This window comes from Pandoraea sp. NPDC087047, from assembly GCF_044745225.1.
GTDB lineage: Bacteria > Pseudomonadota > Gammaproteobacteria > Burkholderiales > Burkholderiaceae > Pandoraea.
Map to the genome: position 1 here is coordinate 18,456 of NZ_JBIUZU010000001.1, position 14,855 is coordinate 33,310.

Annotated in this window: 10 protein-coding genes and 1 pseudogene; 4 read left to right on the plus strand and 7 right to left on the minus strand. The window is 63.2% G+C overall.

Annotation, left to right across the window (positions count from 1 at the left end):
• Positions 1-75: 75 nt before the first annotated feature.
• Positions 76-747, minus strand: a complete 672-nt coding sequence (locus tag ACIPHM_RS00085) for a cupin domain-containing protein (RefSeq protein ID WP_400323001.1) — start codon at positions 745-747, stop codon at positions 76-78.
• A 306-nt stretch (positions 748-1,053) separates the two neighbouring features.
• On the opposite strand from ACIPHM_RS00085, the gene ACIPHM_RS00090 reads away from it, so the two are divergent.
• A complete protein-coding gene (locus ACIPHM_RS00090) occupies positions 1,054-2,649 on the plus strand; it encodes an ABC-F family ATPase (protein WP_400323003.1) in 1,596 nt (531 codons plus the stop codon).
• A 241-nt stretch (positions 2,650-2,890) separates the two neighbouring features.
• Complete coding sequence (locus ACIPHM_RS00095; RefSeq protein ID WP_400323005.1) at positions 2,891-4,324, plus strand: aldehyde dehydrogenase family protein; 1,434 nt, start codon at positions 2,891-2,893, stop codon at positions 4,322-4,324.
• Here the strand turns inward: ACIPHM_RS00095 and ACIPHM_RS00100 are convergent.
• On the minus strand, positions 4,305-4,520 hold the full coding sequence (locus tag ACIPHM_RS00100; protein WP_400323008.1) for a DUF1289 domain-containing protein: 216 nt from the start codon (positions 4,518-4,520) through the stop codon (positions 4,305-4,307). The two genes, ACIPHM_RS00095 and ACIPHM_RS00100, sit on opposite strands and share 20 nt — an antisense overlap.
• Before the next feature lie 162 nt (positions 4,521-4,682).
• Between ACIPHM_RS00100 and ACIPHM_RS00105 the strand changes: the two genes are divergently transcribed.
• Positions 4,683-5,105, plus strand: coding sequence for an EamA family transporter (locus ACIPHM_RS00105; RefSeq protein WP_400323011.1), 423 nt, complete (start codon positions 4,683-4,685; stop codon positions 5,103-5,105).
• A 69-nt stretch (positions 5,106-5,174) separates the two neighbouring features.
• Here ACIPHM_RS00105 and ACIPHM_RS00110 read toward each other — a convergent pair whose 3' ends face one another.
• The 5 genes and pseudogenes from ACIPHM_RS00110 to ACIPHM_RS00130 form a co-directional block, all read right to left on the minus strand.
• Positions 5,175-6,473: a phospholipase A gene (locus ACIPHM_RS00110; protein ID WP_400323013.1), complete on the minus strand. Its 1,299-nt coding sequence runs from the start codon at positions 6,471-6,473 to the stop codon at positions 5,175-5,177.
• Positions 6,474-6,520: 47 nt separating this feature from the next.
• The gene (locus ACIPHM_RS00115) at positions 6,521-8,197 is read right to left on the minus strand and encodes a diguanylate cyclase (protein ID WP_400323016.1); all 1,677 of its coding nucleotides are present in this window, start codon (positions 8,195-8,197) and stop codon (positions 6,521-6,523) included.
• Between the two features lie 24 nt (positions 8,198-8,221).
• Entirely contained in the window at positions 8,222-9,556 is a 1,335-nt protein-coding gene (locus ACIPHM_RS00120) for a putative bifunctional diguanylate cyclase/phosphodiesterase (RefSeq protein WP_400323019.1), read from the minus strand.
• Between the two features lie 340 nt (positions 9,557-9,896).
• Positions 9,897-11,126: pseudogene (locus tag ACIPHM_RS00125) on the minus strand (FAD/NAD(P)-binding oxidoreductase); the annotation flags it as partial.
• A gap of 563 nt (positions 11,127-11,689) precedes the next feature.
• On the minus strand, positions 11,690-12,175 hold the full coding sequence (locus ACIPHM_RS00130) for a Cd(II)/Pb(II)-responsive transcriptional regulator (protein WP_400323022.1): 486 nt from the start codon (positions 12,173-12,175) through the stop codon (positions 11,690-11,692).
• A gap of 68 nt (positions 12,176-12,243) precedes the next feature.
• Between ACIPHM_RS00130 and ACIPHM_RS00135 the strand changes: the two genes are divergently transcribed.
• Entirely contained in the window at positions 12,244-14,841 is a 2,598-nt protein-coding gene (locus ACIPHM_RS00135; RefSeq protein WP_400323025.1) for a heavy metal translocating P-type ATPase, read from the plus strand.
• The last annotated feature ends 14 nt before the right edge of the window (positions 14,842-14,855 follow it).

The following is a 14,855-nucleotide window of genomic DNA, read 5'->3' on the forward strand; positions in this document are numbered from 1 at the left end:
TTTTTTATGCGTGGACGTCTGCAAACGTCCGGGCGCGCGTTATTCGCATTACTCGCTTTACTCGCGTTACCCGCGTTACTCGCTGACGGTTTTCGCGACTTCGTCCAACGCCAGTTTGCCGGTCGGCGGCGACGCGACCGAGAGGGGTTGCTGCACCACCCGCGTGTAGAACACCAGCAGTTCCGCGCCCGCGTCACCCGCCCAGCCCCGGTGCGGGACATCGACCAGCTCCGCGATCGTCTGCCCCGCCGTGAATGCGCGTTGTGCGCCGTTGTCCTCGCGTTCGACCGTCAGTTGGCCCGCCGTCACATAGCCGATGGCGGGCATCGGATGCGCGTGCCGGTCAAACCGGGCGTTCGGGGCGACGGTGATACGCACGAGTGTCGGCTCGGGAATGCCCGAGGGGTACGCCGAGTAGCCGGTCTGGTCCCATGCGGTGGTCGATTGGGACAGGGTCTGGAGGGAGATACCCGATGGGGCGGGGAGGGCGGTCTGGCTGGATAGGCTGGGTTGGCTGATTTTGCCGGTTTGAGCGTTGGGGGCGGTCTGGCTGGTCTGGTGGGTTCGCTCGCCCGGCGCGGTCAGGGGCTCGTCTGCCATGGCGCCGGTCGATACGCCAAGCAACGCGGCGAGGCTCAGTGTGGCGAGGAGGCGGGAAGGACGGGATGGGCTCAAAGGGCTGGCTCGGAGGGTGCGAAGAGCACGAAGAGCACGATTGGCGGACGTCGGAACGAGGATGGTGGTCATCGAAGGCAGGTCGCTCGAAAAAGGGTGACGTGATGGCCGGAGCAAACGTGATGCGTCGTTCCGGCAGGTTTGGCCGCACGGACCAGTCCCGACCGTGAGAACCCGTCGGGGCGCGTCGGACGGCATGTGTGCGGTTCCGGGTATCGTGAGGCCATCGAAATCCCGCCACCGCCTGATGCGTCACAAATCAGAACCTTCACAAGGCGTAGGGCACAGCGCAGGGGCGCGTGACACGCATCGGTGTTAAAATGTCAGGTTTCGTGGCGCAATTTCGTGCCGCCGCACTATCTCTTCCGGATACCGCCTGTGCTGTCTACTGCCAATATCACGATGCAATTCGGCGCCAAGCCGCTCTTCGAGAACATCTCCGTCAAGTTTGGCGGGGGCAACCGCTATGGCCTGATCGGCGCCAACGGTTGCGGCAAGTCGACGTTCATGAAGATTCTCGGCAGCGATCTTGAGCCGAGCGGCGGTAACGTCATGCTCGAACCCAACGTTCGTCTGGGTAAGCTCAAGCAGGACCAATTCGCGTACGAAGACATGCGTGTTCTCGACGTCGTGATGATGGGCCACACCGAAATGTGGGCTGCCATGAGCGAGCGCGACGCGATTTACGCCAATCCGGAAGCGACGGACGACGACTACATGCACGCGGCCGAACTCGAAGCGAAGTTCGCCGAGTACGGCGGCTACACGGCCGAATCGCGTGCGGGCGAATTGTTGCTGGGCGTGGGCATTCCGACGGACCAGCATCAGGGCCGGATGAGCAACGTCGCGCCGGGCTGGAAGCTGCGTGTGCTGCTCGCACAGGCGCTGTTCTCGAATCCGGACGTGCTGCTGCTCGACGAACCGACCAACAACCTCGACATCAACACGATCCGCTGGCTGGAAGATGTGCTCAACGAGCGCAACTCCACCATGATCATCATTTCGCACGATCGCCACTTCCTGAACGCCGTGTGCACGCACATGGCCGATATGGATTACGGCACGCTGAAGATCTACCCGGGCAACTACGACGACTACATGCTGGCGTCGGCACAGGCCCGCGAGCGTCAGATGGTGGCCAACGCGAAGGCGAAGGAGCGCATTACCGACCTGCAGGACTTCGTGCGCCGCTTCTCGGCGAACAAGTCGAAGGCACGTCAGGCGACGAGCCGTCTCAAGCAGATCGACAAGATCAAGGTCGAGGACATCAAGCCGTCGTCGCGTCAGAACCCGTTCATTCGTTTCGAATTCGAGAAGAAGTTGCATAACCTTGCGTTCGAATTTGAGAGCATTTCGAAGGCATACGACCGCCAGATCTTCAAGAACTTCACCGGCGCGGTGCGTGCCGGCGAGCGTGTGGCGATCATCGGCGAGAACGGTGCTGGCAAGACCACGCTGCTGCGCAGCCTGATGGCCGAACTGCCGGTCGACGCCGGCAACGTGAAGTGGGCCGAGAACGCGAACATCGGTTACATGCCGCAGGATACGTCCGAGGCATTCCCGCAAGACCTGACGCTCACCGACTGGATGACGCAGTGGGGCAAAGAAGGCGACGACGATCAGGTGATTCGTGGCTCGCTGGGCCGCCTGCTCTTCGGCGGCGACGACGTGGGCAAGTCCGTGCGCGTGCTCTCCGGTGGCGAGAAAGGCCGCATGATCTGGGGCAAGCTGATGCTCGGCCGTCACAACGTCATGATGATGGACGAGCCGACCAACCACATGGATATGGAATCGATCGAGTCGCTTCAGATCGCGCTCGACAAGTATCCGGGCACGCTGATCTTTGTTTCGCACGACCGTGAGTTCGTGTCGGGCCTGGCCACGCGCATCATCGAAGTGAAGAGCGATGGCACGCTGATCGATTACGCCGGCACCTACGACGAGTATCTGGCCAGCCAGGGCGTGGAAGTCTGACGCTCGCGAGCTAAGGCGTTAGGCAGTACCCCGCAGGGCGCTTGCATGGCAGGCGCCCTGTTTGCGTTTACGCCATTGGCGATGTTTGCGACATGGGGCGATGTCGTGGCATCCGATTGCCGTCTCGGAATATCGGAAGACATGCATCGGAGCAGACCGATTTTGTCGTGAGCATGCAAAGCCTGGCGGTGAGCGGACTACAATGACCGTTCGTCGCTAACCTGCCTGCAGGAGGCATTGCATGAAGACATACGACAAGTTTTTCATCGACGGACAGTGGGTCACGCCGATCGGCCGTGGCACGCTGGACGTCTTCCACTCTGCCGATGCGAAACTCATGGGGCGCATTCCTGAGGGCGCGGCAGAAGATACGGAAGCTGCCGTTGCCGCGGCGCTGAAGGCGCGCGATGCCTGGGCTGCCACGCCGCCTGCCGAGCGTGCCGAATATCTGCGCAAGATCGCAGCGGGCCTCAAGGCGCGCACGGAAGAATTGGCACAGGTCATGACGGGCGAGACGGGCATGCCCATCAAGCTCGTGCGGGCCATCCAGGTGGGTGGCCCCGTCTATCACTGGAACAAGTACGCCGAGCTGGCGCTGGCGTTCGAGTTCGAAGCGCGCATCGGCAATTCGCTGGTAGTGCGTGAGCCGGTGGGGGTAGTGGGTGCCATCACGCCGTGGAATTACCCGCTGAATCAGATCACGTTGAAAGTGGCACCGGCGCTGGCTGCTGGCTGCACGGTCGTGCTCAAGCCCTCGGAGGTGGCGCCGTTCAATGCCTTCATTCTGGCCGAGGTGATTGCCGAGGCGGGTCTGCCCGCCGGTGTTTTCAATCTGGTCACGGGCCTGGGGCCGGTCGTCGGAGAGGTGCTGGCACGGCATCCGGACGTCGACATGGTGTCGTTTACCGGATCGACGCGCGCGGGCAAGCGGGTGTCGGAAGTGGCATCGCAAACGGTCAAACGGGTGGCGCTGGAGTTGGGTGGGAAATCGGCATCGGTGGTACTCGACGATGCGGATCTCGGCGCTGCCGTCAAAGGCACGCTGAGCGCCTGTTATCTGAATTCGGGGCAGACGTGCTCGGCGCACACTCGCATGCTGGTGCCTGCGTCGCGCTATGACGAAGTCAAGGCGCTGGCGAAAGAGGCGGTGGCGCGCTATACGCTGGGAGATCCACGCGAGGAAACAACGCGTCTCGGGCCGTTGGCGTCGGCGGCGCAACGCGAGCGCGTGCAAACCTACATCCGAAAAGGCGTGTCGGAGGGGGCGGAATTGATCGCGGGGGGAGACGCCGTACCCGAGGGCTTCGAGGCAGGGTTTTTCGTCCAGCCGACGGTCCTGGGGCGTGTCACGCCGGATGCCACGGTGGCGCAAGAGGAAATCTTCGGCCCGGTGCTCTCGATCATCACCTATCAGGACGAGGCCGATGCGGTGCGCATTGCCAACGACTCCATTTACGGACTCGGCGGCGGGGTGTGGTCAAAGGACGAGGCGCGTGCGGTGCGTGTGGCGCGTCAGATTCGCACCGGACAGGTGGATATCAACGGCGGGGAGTTCAATGTGCAGGCCCCGTTCGGCGGCTTCAAGCAATCGGGGCATGGGCGTGAGAACGGCGTCTACGGCTTCGAGGAATTCCTCGAATATAAGTCGCTTCAGTTCAAGGCTGCGAAGTCGTAGCGCTGTTGTCGCAAAAGCGCATCGCCGTGCCCTCGCGGGTGATGCGCTCCCACACGGCCGCCTTCTCTTGGTCGGAGAAGAACACCCAGTTCGAGACTTCGTGAGCGGTGCGGCCGCACCCTTTGCAGACGTCGTCGAAAAGCGTCGAGCAAACGCCAATGCAAGGGCTGTCGGGGCGGTCGTGCAATTCGGACATAAAGGGCAAATTCGGCCGGAGGCGGCTGGGGTATCACAAGATGCCGCCATTATCGCACCGATGGCGGACCCGGCCCGGATTCCCCTACGCCCGGGTATCGGCGGTAGACATTCCGGCGGGTTTCAGGTTGGGGCGAACAATCTTTGATGGGTGACAATCGTTATGCTGCGTAGCTGGCAACTTTTCGCGCTGGGTTCGGCATTCTTTGCCGCGCTGACGGCGATTTTCGGCAAGCTCGGGGTGGCGCAGGTCAATTCGAACATGGCCATGCTGATTCGTACCGTCATCATCTTCGGGGTGACGCTGGCCATTGTCGGCATGCGGGGCGAGTGGCAGCGTCCGACGAGCCTGAGCGCGAACACGTGGATTTTCCTCGTGCTTTCGGGTGTGGCGACGGGGCTGTCGTGGCTTTGCTACTTTCGGGCATTGCAATTGGGGCCGGTATCGGGTGTCGCGCCGCTCGATAAACTCAGTGTGGCGATGGCCATGTTGATCGGCTGGGTGGTGCTTGGCGAACCGTTCTCACTCAAGGAGGCGCTGGGTGGTGCGTTGATCGTTGCGGGCGCGCTCGTGCTGGTGTTGTGATCCATCGTGGGGATGGCATCGTGAGATGCGCATCCCCACGATACTGTGGCTGCGGCGGCGACCTCGGTATTACCAGCGGAATACGCTGTAGCCGATCCGTACCTGAGACGGGGAGTGACGGTTGTAGTCGAGCATGTCTTCGCCGTAGCCGGTGAAGTAGCCAAGCCAGATGTAGCCGCCGGTGCCAGGGATCAGTTTGCCGAGCGGATACGTGACCTGCACGTCCACGCTGCCATAGTTGCGCTTCATGCCCTTGCGAAGCGTTGCCCCGATCTGCCAGCCATTCGGCTTGCCCCATAGCACGAGCAGATCCATGTAGCCGCGATAGTTCTGGATGTCGGGGTTGTCGTTCTTCTCCAGATAGGCGTACAGCTTCGGTGCCACCGTCCAGTGGTACTCGGAGGGATTGCCGAACGTGAGGATCGGTTTGACGAAGACGGTGTTGATGCTGCGGGAGTCGCTGCCTGCCTTGCCGTTGGACTCATGTTCGATACCCGCTGCGATGCCGAGCGACGTGAACCAGCCGGCGCGCGCACCGGTGTCGGGGATGTAGTAGAAGAGGCTCGGCCGATAGTTGGAATCGCGGAAGGGGGCGGATTGCGCCTCCAGATCCCAGATCGATAACTGGGTGTAGCCGAAATACAGATTGTCGAGGAAGGACTTCGACGAAGGATTGTCCGGCTTCAGGATGTGGAACTTGAAGCTGAGCTGAAAGCGCGCATTGGCGTCGCCGTTCTTGCCGAAGGCGATATACATCGGCTCGTTGGACGAGATGCGGGCGAATTCGGCGTCGGTCGTCGGTGGAATCGCGTCGGCAGATACGGTAGTCATGCCACCCGATGCCGGCGCTGCCGCCGTCGTGCCTGTCGGGGGCGTTGTGGAAGTCGCAGCACCGTCGCTTGCCGGGAGCGGCGAGGCGGCGACCATCGGTTCGGCGGGGGCGGCGCGATCGAGCACGATGGTCGTGGCCGAGGCGTCCCAATCGACGGCCTCGATGCGGACCGTGCCGCGCAACTCCTTGGGGAGTGCCGCCGAGTAGGTGATGCGACGGAACTGTCCGGTGGCGAGCGTGACTTGCGTGGGCGCAATGGCCGTTCGCTTCAGGTGCAACAGCGTGGGCTTGAAATCGTCGTTGGAGATGCGCACGACGATTTCGTCCGGCAGCTTGATCGTTTTGTGGCCAGGGGCGTCTTGCGTGGCCAGCAGTGTGAGTTGCAGCGGTGCGCTGCCCGTGAGGGCGCGGGGCGGTTGCAGGAGCGAGAGATCGGCGCGTGCGGTGCTGCTCATGGCCAGGCAGAGAGCTACGGCACTGACCTGGATGGCGCGTAGCGGCGATGGGGCGAATGTGGCGAGATTCGTCTTGGGCATCGGTCCGGTCTGGGTTGACGACCCCGGGCCGGGGCGCCGGAAGTCGGTTACGGCTTGCCTCGGGTGAGTACCCGAAGGTCGGATTCGCGGGCGCAGCGATCGCGTCCGCGAGATTTGGCAAGGTAAAGCGCCGCGTCGGCACGTTGCAGCCACGCGTTGTCGTCGTCTCCCGTGTGCCACTGGGCTACGCCGGCACTGATCGTGAATTGCAGCGTCCGTCCTTCGACATTGATACGTGTTGTGCGAACCGCTTCACGCAAGCGCTCAGCGGCGTCGAAGGCTCGCGCCTCGTTGGCACCACTGAGGATAATAGCGAATTCTTCGCCCCCCAAACGACCGCAGATGTCATCTTCGCGTAACGATTCGTGACAAAGACGCACAAAGGTGGCCAATACCGTGTCTCCCAGTGCATGGCCCCATGTGTCGTTGATCTGCTTGAAATGATCGAGGTCGACGAGGATGACGCAGGTCGGCACATCCGCCGCATCGGCCTGCAGGACTTCTGCGCGCAAGCGCTTGAGGAAGTGCCCGCGCGATAGCGCGCCTGTGAGGGCGTCGTCTTTGACCTCGTGTTCGAGGGCCGCGTTCTTGGCAAGTGTGTCGGTCAACTGAAGTTTTTCGCGACGCAGATAGCGAACCAGCAGGTATAACGCACCGGCAGAGCTGAGCAGCAGGGCGAATACCAGCGTGGCATAACGGCGTCTCTCGACGGACAGGCTGCCGAGCGTGGGGGCCTCGTTCATGGTGTAGATCACCAGTTCGCCGTCTGACGACGGTTCGGCATCCATCAAATACGGCTGATTGTCGGGGCGCACGCGCACCAGCCGAGCATTGTGGTCACTCGGCTCGTCGTCCGGCGTCTGATGCAGGAAGTCGGGGGTGCCGGGCGCGAGGTCGTAGTCCTCGATGGGTGCGACGGTGAAGTCTTCCTGCAAATAGAGATGGCGGCGCTCGGTGCGCGTCAACTTGAACACGGCGGCGCCCGGGACCGCGAGGCCGGTGAACGTGGGGTCGTTGGCGAGCACGATCACGCCATTGCTGTCGGTGATGAACGACGCGCCGCTATCGACCCAGTGCGACAACCGACGAATGCCGAGCTTGATGACCATCACGCCGACGAGCAGCCCCTCTCGATACACCGGGGCTGTGAAGAAAATGCCGGGCAGCCCGGTCTTGCGGCCGATCACGTATTGCTGACCGGCGCCACCGAGTACTGCGGTATTGAAGTAGCCGCGATCACCGTAACTGTCGCCGACCAGCGGGTTTGCCGTGTTGGCATCGCTTGACGCGATGGTGATGCCGTCAGGCGTGCCCAGCCACACGAGATCGGCGCCGAAATACAACTGCGCGGCGCGCAGCAGTTCGTTGACAGGCTTGAGCACCGGGTTCGCTAGTAGCATCTCGCGAGCCTTCTCTTTCGGCACATGGGTGAGCGGATGTGAGGCAATCGCGCCGGCGGCGTCTTGAATCTGCTCGACTTGGGCAAGCACCTGCGGAATGCCGCGAATGAGCATCAGGTCTTGATTGACCGTATGGACAGTGCCGTGAGCGAGCCGGCTGGCGACGCTGCGTTCTTCGTATAGCAGACGCGCCGAGCGGTTCGCCACCAGTTGATCGGCGGCGAAGCGCGCCAGCCCCCACGCGATGAGGATGCACACGAGAATGGCCAGGCCGCGCAGGAAAGCAGAAGCGGCGTGGCGGCGATTGGGAAGAGCGTTGGCCAACGGCAGAGGCGGTTGCTGACGCGATTACAGGCGCCCGTGCCAATCTCGAATGAACGTCTCGATGTGCCCGGGCGGTAAGGGACGCGTGCAATGATACCCCTGCCACGCGTGACAGCCCAGCGACGCGAGCGCGTCGCGTTGCGCGCTGGTTTCCACGCCTTCGGCCACTGTCTCGATTTCGAGTTTACGAGCGATGGCGATGATGGCGCGGATCAACTCGGTATCGTAACCGCCGAGCAGTACGCCAGCGACGAACTGGTAATCGATCTTGACGGTCCCGAACGGCCAGCGCTTCAGACGCACGAAACTGGAATAGCCGGTGCCGAAGTCGTCGAGCGACAGGCGAACGCCCATCGCCACGAGTTCGTTCATCAACGTGGCGGCTTCATCGAGGTGAGAAATCAGCGACGATTCGGTGATCTCGATTTCCAGCTTGTCCGGCGGCACGCGATGGTGTTTGAGGGCGTAGCGAACCGTCTCGAGCGTCTGGACCCGCATTTGCTGAGCGGACAGATTCACGGCGACGCGCGGATACTCCTCGCCGTCCGTCTGCCATTGGTCGAGTTGACGGCAGGCCTCGTGCAGCGTCCACTCCCCGATCGGGCCAATGACGTCGCACCGCTCGGCTGCCGGGATGAACTCGCCCGGCATGATCAGTTCGTCGTCGCGCTGCCAGCGGATGAGCGCTTCGAGACCCGTCAGCCGGTGCGTGCGCATGTCGATTTGCGGTTGATAGTGCAGACGGAATTCGGAGCTCGTCAGGGCGCGGCCGATGGCATTACGCCAGTAATGCTCATTGCCGGCCTCGTCGGGCGGCGCAATGCCTTCGGTTGGCGCCACCGGCGCTTCGGTGACGAGAAAACGCGACGCACTCTCGCGAATGGCCTGATCTGCCACCTCCGACGTGTGCTCCAGCAGCGTGGCGGGCCATACCGGGACCTGAGGCAGATGCGTTATGCCCGCCGAGAGGATTGGGTAGAGCAGCCCATTACCGCACGGCACAGGCGATTCGCCGGCGCGGATAAAGCGGCGCGTGATCTGGATGGCGGCCTCGCGGCTGCCGAGATCACGTAGCAGGATGGCGATCTGCTGGTCCGACACGCGGCCGATGAGGTCGCGACGGCGAATGCGCGAGCCGATGCGAAATGCCACCGTCGCGATCAGGTCGGCGTCGGAAATGGCCGGTTGGTTGGTGGCCTTGCGCTGACCCCGGCCCACGTGCAGCACGACAAGCGCACTGTGGCTGTTGGGCGGACTGGGGGTACGCAACTCAAGGCTGAGGGCGCGCAAAAGCCGCTGGCGATCCAGCAGCAGATCGGCGAGGACGACTTGTCGTCGCAGCGCGTTCGTATCGTTCATCTCGGCAGGCAGGCAGACATCGCCCGAACGGTTGAACGTTTGTCATTGCCGCATTTAATGCTGGCGAGGCCATCGAGCAGGAAAAGCCCACGCGTCGAACAGGTCGTGCCGCCAGAAAACCCTTGAATCATGTTCTGCATAAGACGCGTAAATGTGTCGGCCGAAGTGCTCGGGGCGCTCAGGGCGCGCCAGCCGGTGCGCCGCATCCCTCCGCGCTCCGGCAGACCGCGCGCAAGGCGTGGCCCGACTAGAAGCTCGTGCCCGGTTGCGAGACCGGGTCCTTTGACCATTAACGGCACCCGTCCTCGAAAATTGAGTGCGGGTTTCACCTATAGACGGGTCAGCGGGGTCGCGCCAGCCACTCGCGTCCCCGAAGCATGAAGTCCCAATAAACCTTTGGCAGCACGTACTTTTTCAGCACCCATGCGAAACGGTTCGCGTGCGTACCGTCGATGGGGAACGTGGGCAGCAGTTTGCCGCCGTAGCCGAACTCCGCGAGCACGATCTTGCCATGCTCCACGGTGAGCGGACACGCGCCATAACCGTCGTAATGCAATGAAAGGGGGCGGCCATCCATTGCCGCGAGTAAATTCTCTGCGACGACGACCGCTTGCTTGCGTGCTGCGGCAGCGGTCTTGGCATTGGGCGCGGAGATCGCGTCGCCCAGACCGAACACATTGGCAAAGCGCGCATGACGCAGTGTGGCCGGGTCGACTTCGCACCAGCCGGCCGCGTCGGCCAGGGGGCTTGCGCGCAGCACGTCCGGCGCGCTTTGCGGCGGAACCACATGCAGCAGATCGAAGGGCTTGTCGACAAACTGCGACTGACCGTCGGCATCGAACATCTCGAAGCGGGCAACGCGACGCTCGCCGTCCACCGCGCGCAGATGCGAGAGGTGATGCACAGAGATGCGATAGCGCTGCACGTACTCCATGAGGGCGGGCACATAATCCTTCACGCCGAAGAGCACCGGTGCCACGAGATGAAACTCGATCTTCGTCTTCTCCAGCACGCTGTTCTTGCGCCATGTATCGGCCGACAGATACATCGCCTTTTGCGGGGCGCCCGCGCATTTGATCGGCATGGGCGGTTGTGTGAACAACGCGTTGCCGCCCTTGAAGTCGCGAACCAGCGACCACGTGTAAGGCGCGAGGTCGAAGCGGTAGTTGGACGTAACGCCGTTGCGCCCGAGCGTGTCGGTGAGGCCGTCGATGGCCTCCCAGTTCAGTTGCAGGCCCGGCGCGACGATGAGGAAGCGATACCCGAGACGGCGGCCGTCCGAGAGCAGGACGCGCTGGTGTTCCGGCGCGAACGCGGTGATCGCAGCCTGTATCCAGCTCACGCCTTCGGGGATCACGCTTGCCATCGGGCGTGCCGTGCGCGCGGCGTCGAATTCACCGGCGCCGACGAGCGTCCACGCGGGCTGATAGTAATGGGTGTCGGCCGGATCTACGATCGTGATCGAGAGCGATGGACGGCGGCGTCGCAAGCTCGCGGCCACGGAAATGCCTGCCGCACCTGCACCCATGATGACGATGTCGGCGTTGGTTTCCGTCGCGGGTGCTGGCGTAGCGGATACATCGCTGGACATAAGATCTCCGACAAATGAGCAAAAATTGAAACGGATTACGACATATCGGTGCGTATCCCGAACGGCGCGCAACGTGCCGGTCACGACGGGTACGACGTGTGCGGGACATTGTATAGAAACTGAGCAGGTTTGCCCCTGTTTTCGCGGGAAAAGCCGCGATTCCTCTCGCAAATTACAGCGTGCCTTACTACGCGAATTGCGAAAAGCTTATGAGGCAGGAGCGACGACTTGTCGTTGGGATCACGCGGTCGTCTGGCGTTGAGGGGGGAAGGTCAGATACCGAGGGCGTGGAGGCGGGGCGCCACAATCGCGCCGCCCGGAGCGCGAGGCGCTTATGGGCAAGTCGGCGGGGGACTCGCCAATGGCAAGTCAGCGGTGAGCAAACCACGAGCAGGAGGCGGGAGACATACATGCGACATACATGATGTCGACCCGCCTTCGCGGGCGTCTAGCAAGGCACTGCCGAGTGAGCGTCAGTGATCTGCGAGAGACCGATGAATGCCGATAACAGACTAACTAACAAGTGGCTTGATCGGGACGGATCAGGACGCTTGCCGTGATGAGTGCAAATGCTCGTGCTCGCACGCGACGTCGATCGGATCGGTTTCAGTGTGGCAGGCGCAGGCTTCGCCGTGTGCGCCTTGCATCAGGGCGCGCAGGATGCCGCAATCGCTCGTCTCGTGACGGCTATGGCATTGCGCCTGCAGATGCAGCAACTGTTGCTCCAGCGCCTGCAATTCGTGAATGCGTGTGTGTACCCGAGCCAGATGGGCTTCGATGAGTTGATTCGCGTCTTCGCACGTCACGCTGGTGTCGTGGGCGAGTTCGCCGAGCCGCTTGGCATCGGCGAGCGGCATATCGAGCGAGCGGCAGTGACGGATGAAGCGTAGCGCTTCCAGATGGTCGTCGCCGTAGGTGCGATAGCCCGCGTCACTGCGCGGCGGGGGCGGTAGCAGGCCCGCACGCTCGTAATAGCGGATGGTTTCGACATCGGTACCCGCCGCGCGGGCCAGTTCTCCGATTTTCATGCTTGACTCCGTAGTCACTACAGGGTTTTGAATGAAGGGTAACACGAATCAGGAAACCAGGAGTTCACATGTCCAACCCCTCGGATTCGACCCGTCTGGCGGGCTCGATGGAGACCGATCGCAAGGCGTCTGGCCTCGGGGAAGTCCCCGGCCAGGCGCATCGTCACGATCATGGGCATCCGCACGATCACGATCACGATCACGATCACGAGCGCGAACCGCAAGCACATCAGCATGCGCATGGACGTGACCACGGCCACAACCATAATCACGGCCACGGCCACGGCCACGGCCACGGCCACGGCCACGGCCACGGCGATGCCCATGACCATGAGCACCCCCATGGCCAGGTTTATGTGCGCGGTCATGACCACGATCACGGGCATAGCCATGACCACGATCACTCGTCGACCGAGGCGTCGGGCGCCGCGCATGCGCATGGCGGCGCGTCGTGCTGCGCGGGTGGGGCGAGTTTCGCGCCGTCCGAGCCGATGCCCGAGACGGGGGCTCCGCAGGCGCGTTTTCGCATCGATCAGATGGACTGTCCGACGGAAGAGCGCCTCATTCGCGATCAGCTTGAGCGTCAGCCCGGCGTCGACGCGCTGTATTTCAACCTCCTCAAACGTGAGTTGACCGTCGTTTTCGACGAGCGCGCATCGGCCTCCGACGTGACGCGTCACGGCGACGTCGTGGCCGATACGCTGCGCAAGCTCGGCATGACGCCTGTGCCGCTTTCCGGGGACAACGCGAACGCCGCGCCGCCGCCCGCGAGCCACAAGGGCGATGTCGTGCGTCTGGTGGCCGGCGGTGTGCTGGCTGCGGCCAGCGAAGCCGCTGTCTGGTCGGGCGTTCCGGAGCACAGCCCGTGGGTGGGGGCGATGGTGGTCGCTGCCATTCTGGCCTGCGGCTTGCCGACCCTCAAGAAGGGCTGGATTGCGCTGCGTCACTTCACGCTGAACATTCACTTCCTGATGTCGCTGGCAGTGATCGGCGCGATGTTCATCGGCCAATGGCCGGAAGCCGCGATGGTGATCGTGCTGTTCGCGCTCTCGGAGAAGCTCGAAGCCGCGTCGCTCACCCGCGCTCGACGTGCGGTCGAGGCGCTGATGCGTCTCGCCCCGGATCGGGCATCGGTCGAACAGCCGGACGGCAGTTGGGCAGACGCGCCAGCCGCATCGCTGACGGTGGGCACGCGAGTGCGGGCACGTCCGGGCGAGCGGATCGCCATCGACGGCGTGATCGAGCAGGGCAGTTCTGCGCTGAATCAGGCGTCGATCACCGGCGAGAGTGTGCCCGTCGACAAGACGGTGGGCGACGAAGTCTACGCGGGCAGCATCAACGAAAGCGGCCTGATCGTGTATCGCACGAGCGTTGCGCCCGGCGATACGACGCTCGCGCGCATCGTGCGAATTGTCGAGACGGCCCAACAGCAACGCTCGCCGACGCAACGCTTCGTCGACAAATTCTCTCGCGTTTATACGCCGGCCGTCGTGCTGTGCGCCTTGCTGGTCGCGCTCGTGCCGCCGCTGGCCCTGGGGCTGGTGTGGTCGCCGTGGATCTACAAGGCCCTCGTGATGCTGGTCATCGCTTGCCCGTGTGCGTTGGTCATCTCGACGCCGGTCACGGTCGTGAGCGGTCTGACGGCGGCGGCTCGCGCAGGCATCCTGATCAAGGGCGGCGCGTTTTTGGAAAGCGGTCGTCTGATCCGGGCCGTGGCGCTCGACAAGACGGGCACGCTCACTCGCGGCGAGCCGCGATTGACCGATGTAGTGCCGTTGGGCGAAACGTCAAGCATGTCCCACGACGAGGTGCTCACGCTCGCCGCTGCGCTCGACGCGCAGACAACGCACCCGATCGCCCGCGCCGTTGTCGACGGCTATCTCAAGCGTCAACCGGCAGGACTCGCCGCGTTGCCGTCCGTCACCGACTTCGAGGCGCTCGCGGGCATGGGCGTGAAAGGGCGCATCGGCCACACGCTGTACTACCTCGGCAACCATCGCCTGATCGAGTCGCTCGGGGTGTGTAACGCCGACGTGGAAGCCGAGTTGACGCGTCTTGAAGCGCAAGCCCGCACGGCTATCGTGCTGGCCAGTGAAACGCAGTCGCTGGCTGTGCTGGCGGTCGCGGACACGCTGCGCGAGGAAAGCCGAGAGGCCATCGCGCGACTCGCAAAAATGGGCGTTCGTACGGTCATGCTGACGGGCGACAATCGGGCGACCGCGCAAGTGATCGGCGAGCAGGCCGGTGTGAGCGACGTGCGCGCCGAGATGCTGCCGGAAGACAAGTGGCAGGCGGTGTCGTCCTTGCGCGAAAAGTACGGCCATGTGGGGATGGTCGGCGACGGCATCAACGATGCGCCTGCGTTGGCGGCTGCCGACGTCGGCTTCGCGATGGGCGTGACGGGCACCGACAGTGCACTTGAGACGGCCGACGTCACGCTGATGGACGACGACCTTCGCAAATTGCCAGCGTTTCTCGCGCTCTCGAAGCGCTCCGCGGCGGTGCTCAAGCAAAACATCGCGTTGGCACTTTCCATCAAGGCCGTGTTTTTCGCGTTGGCCATGGTGGGCCTGGCGTCGCTATGGATGGCGGTGTTCGCCGATGTCGGGGCGAGCCTGCTGGTGATTGCCAACGGCATGCGCCTGTTGCGTGCAAAAGTGGCGTGAGGGGAATCTGCTTG

Excerpts from the sequence above, each read along its gene's own strand:
- ACIPHM_RS00130 (WP_400323022.1), bottom strand. The coding sequence starts at position 12,175 with ATGAAAATCGGAGAACTGGCCCGCGCGGCGGGTACCGATGTCGAAACC.
- ACIPHM_RS00135 (WP_400323025.1), top strand. The coding sequence starts at position 12,244 with ATGTCCAACCCCTCGGATTCGACCCGTCTGGCGGGCTCGATGGAGACC.
- ACIPHM_RS00120 (WP_400323019.1), bottom strand. The coding sequence starts at position 9,556 with ATGAACGATACGAACGCGCTGCGACGACAAGTCGTCCTCGCCGATCTG.
- ACIPHM_RS00110 (WP_400323013.1), bottom strand. The coding sequence starts at position 6,473 with ATGCCCAAGACGAATCTCGCCACATTCGCCCCATCGCCGCTACGCGCC.
- ACIPHM_RS00100 (WP_400323008.1), bottom strand. The coding sequence starts at position 4,520 with ATGTCCGAATTGCACGACCGCCCCGACAGCCCTTGCATTGGCGTTTGC.
- ACIPHM_RS00085 (WP_400323001.1), bottom strand. The coding sequence starts at position 747 with ATGACCACCATCCTCGTTCCGACGTCCGCCAATCGTGCTCTTCGTGCT.
- ACIPHM_RS00095 (WP_400323005.1), top strand. The coding sequence starts at position 2,891 with ATGAAGACATACGACAAGTTTTTCATCGACGGACAGTGGGTCACGCCG.
- ACIPHM_RS00105 (WP_400323011.1), top strand. The coding sequence starts at position 4,683 with ATGCTGCGTAGCTGGCAACTTTTCGCGCTGGGTTCGGCATTCTTTGCC.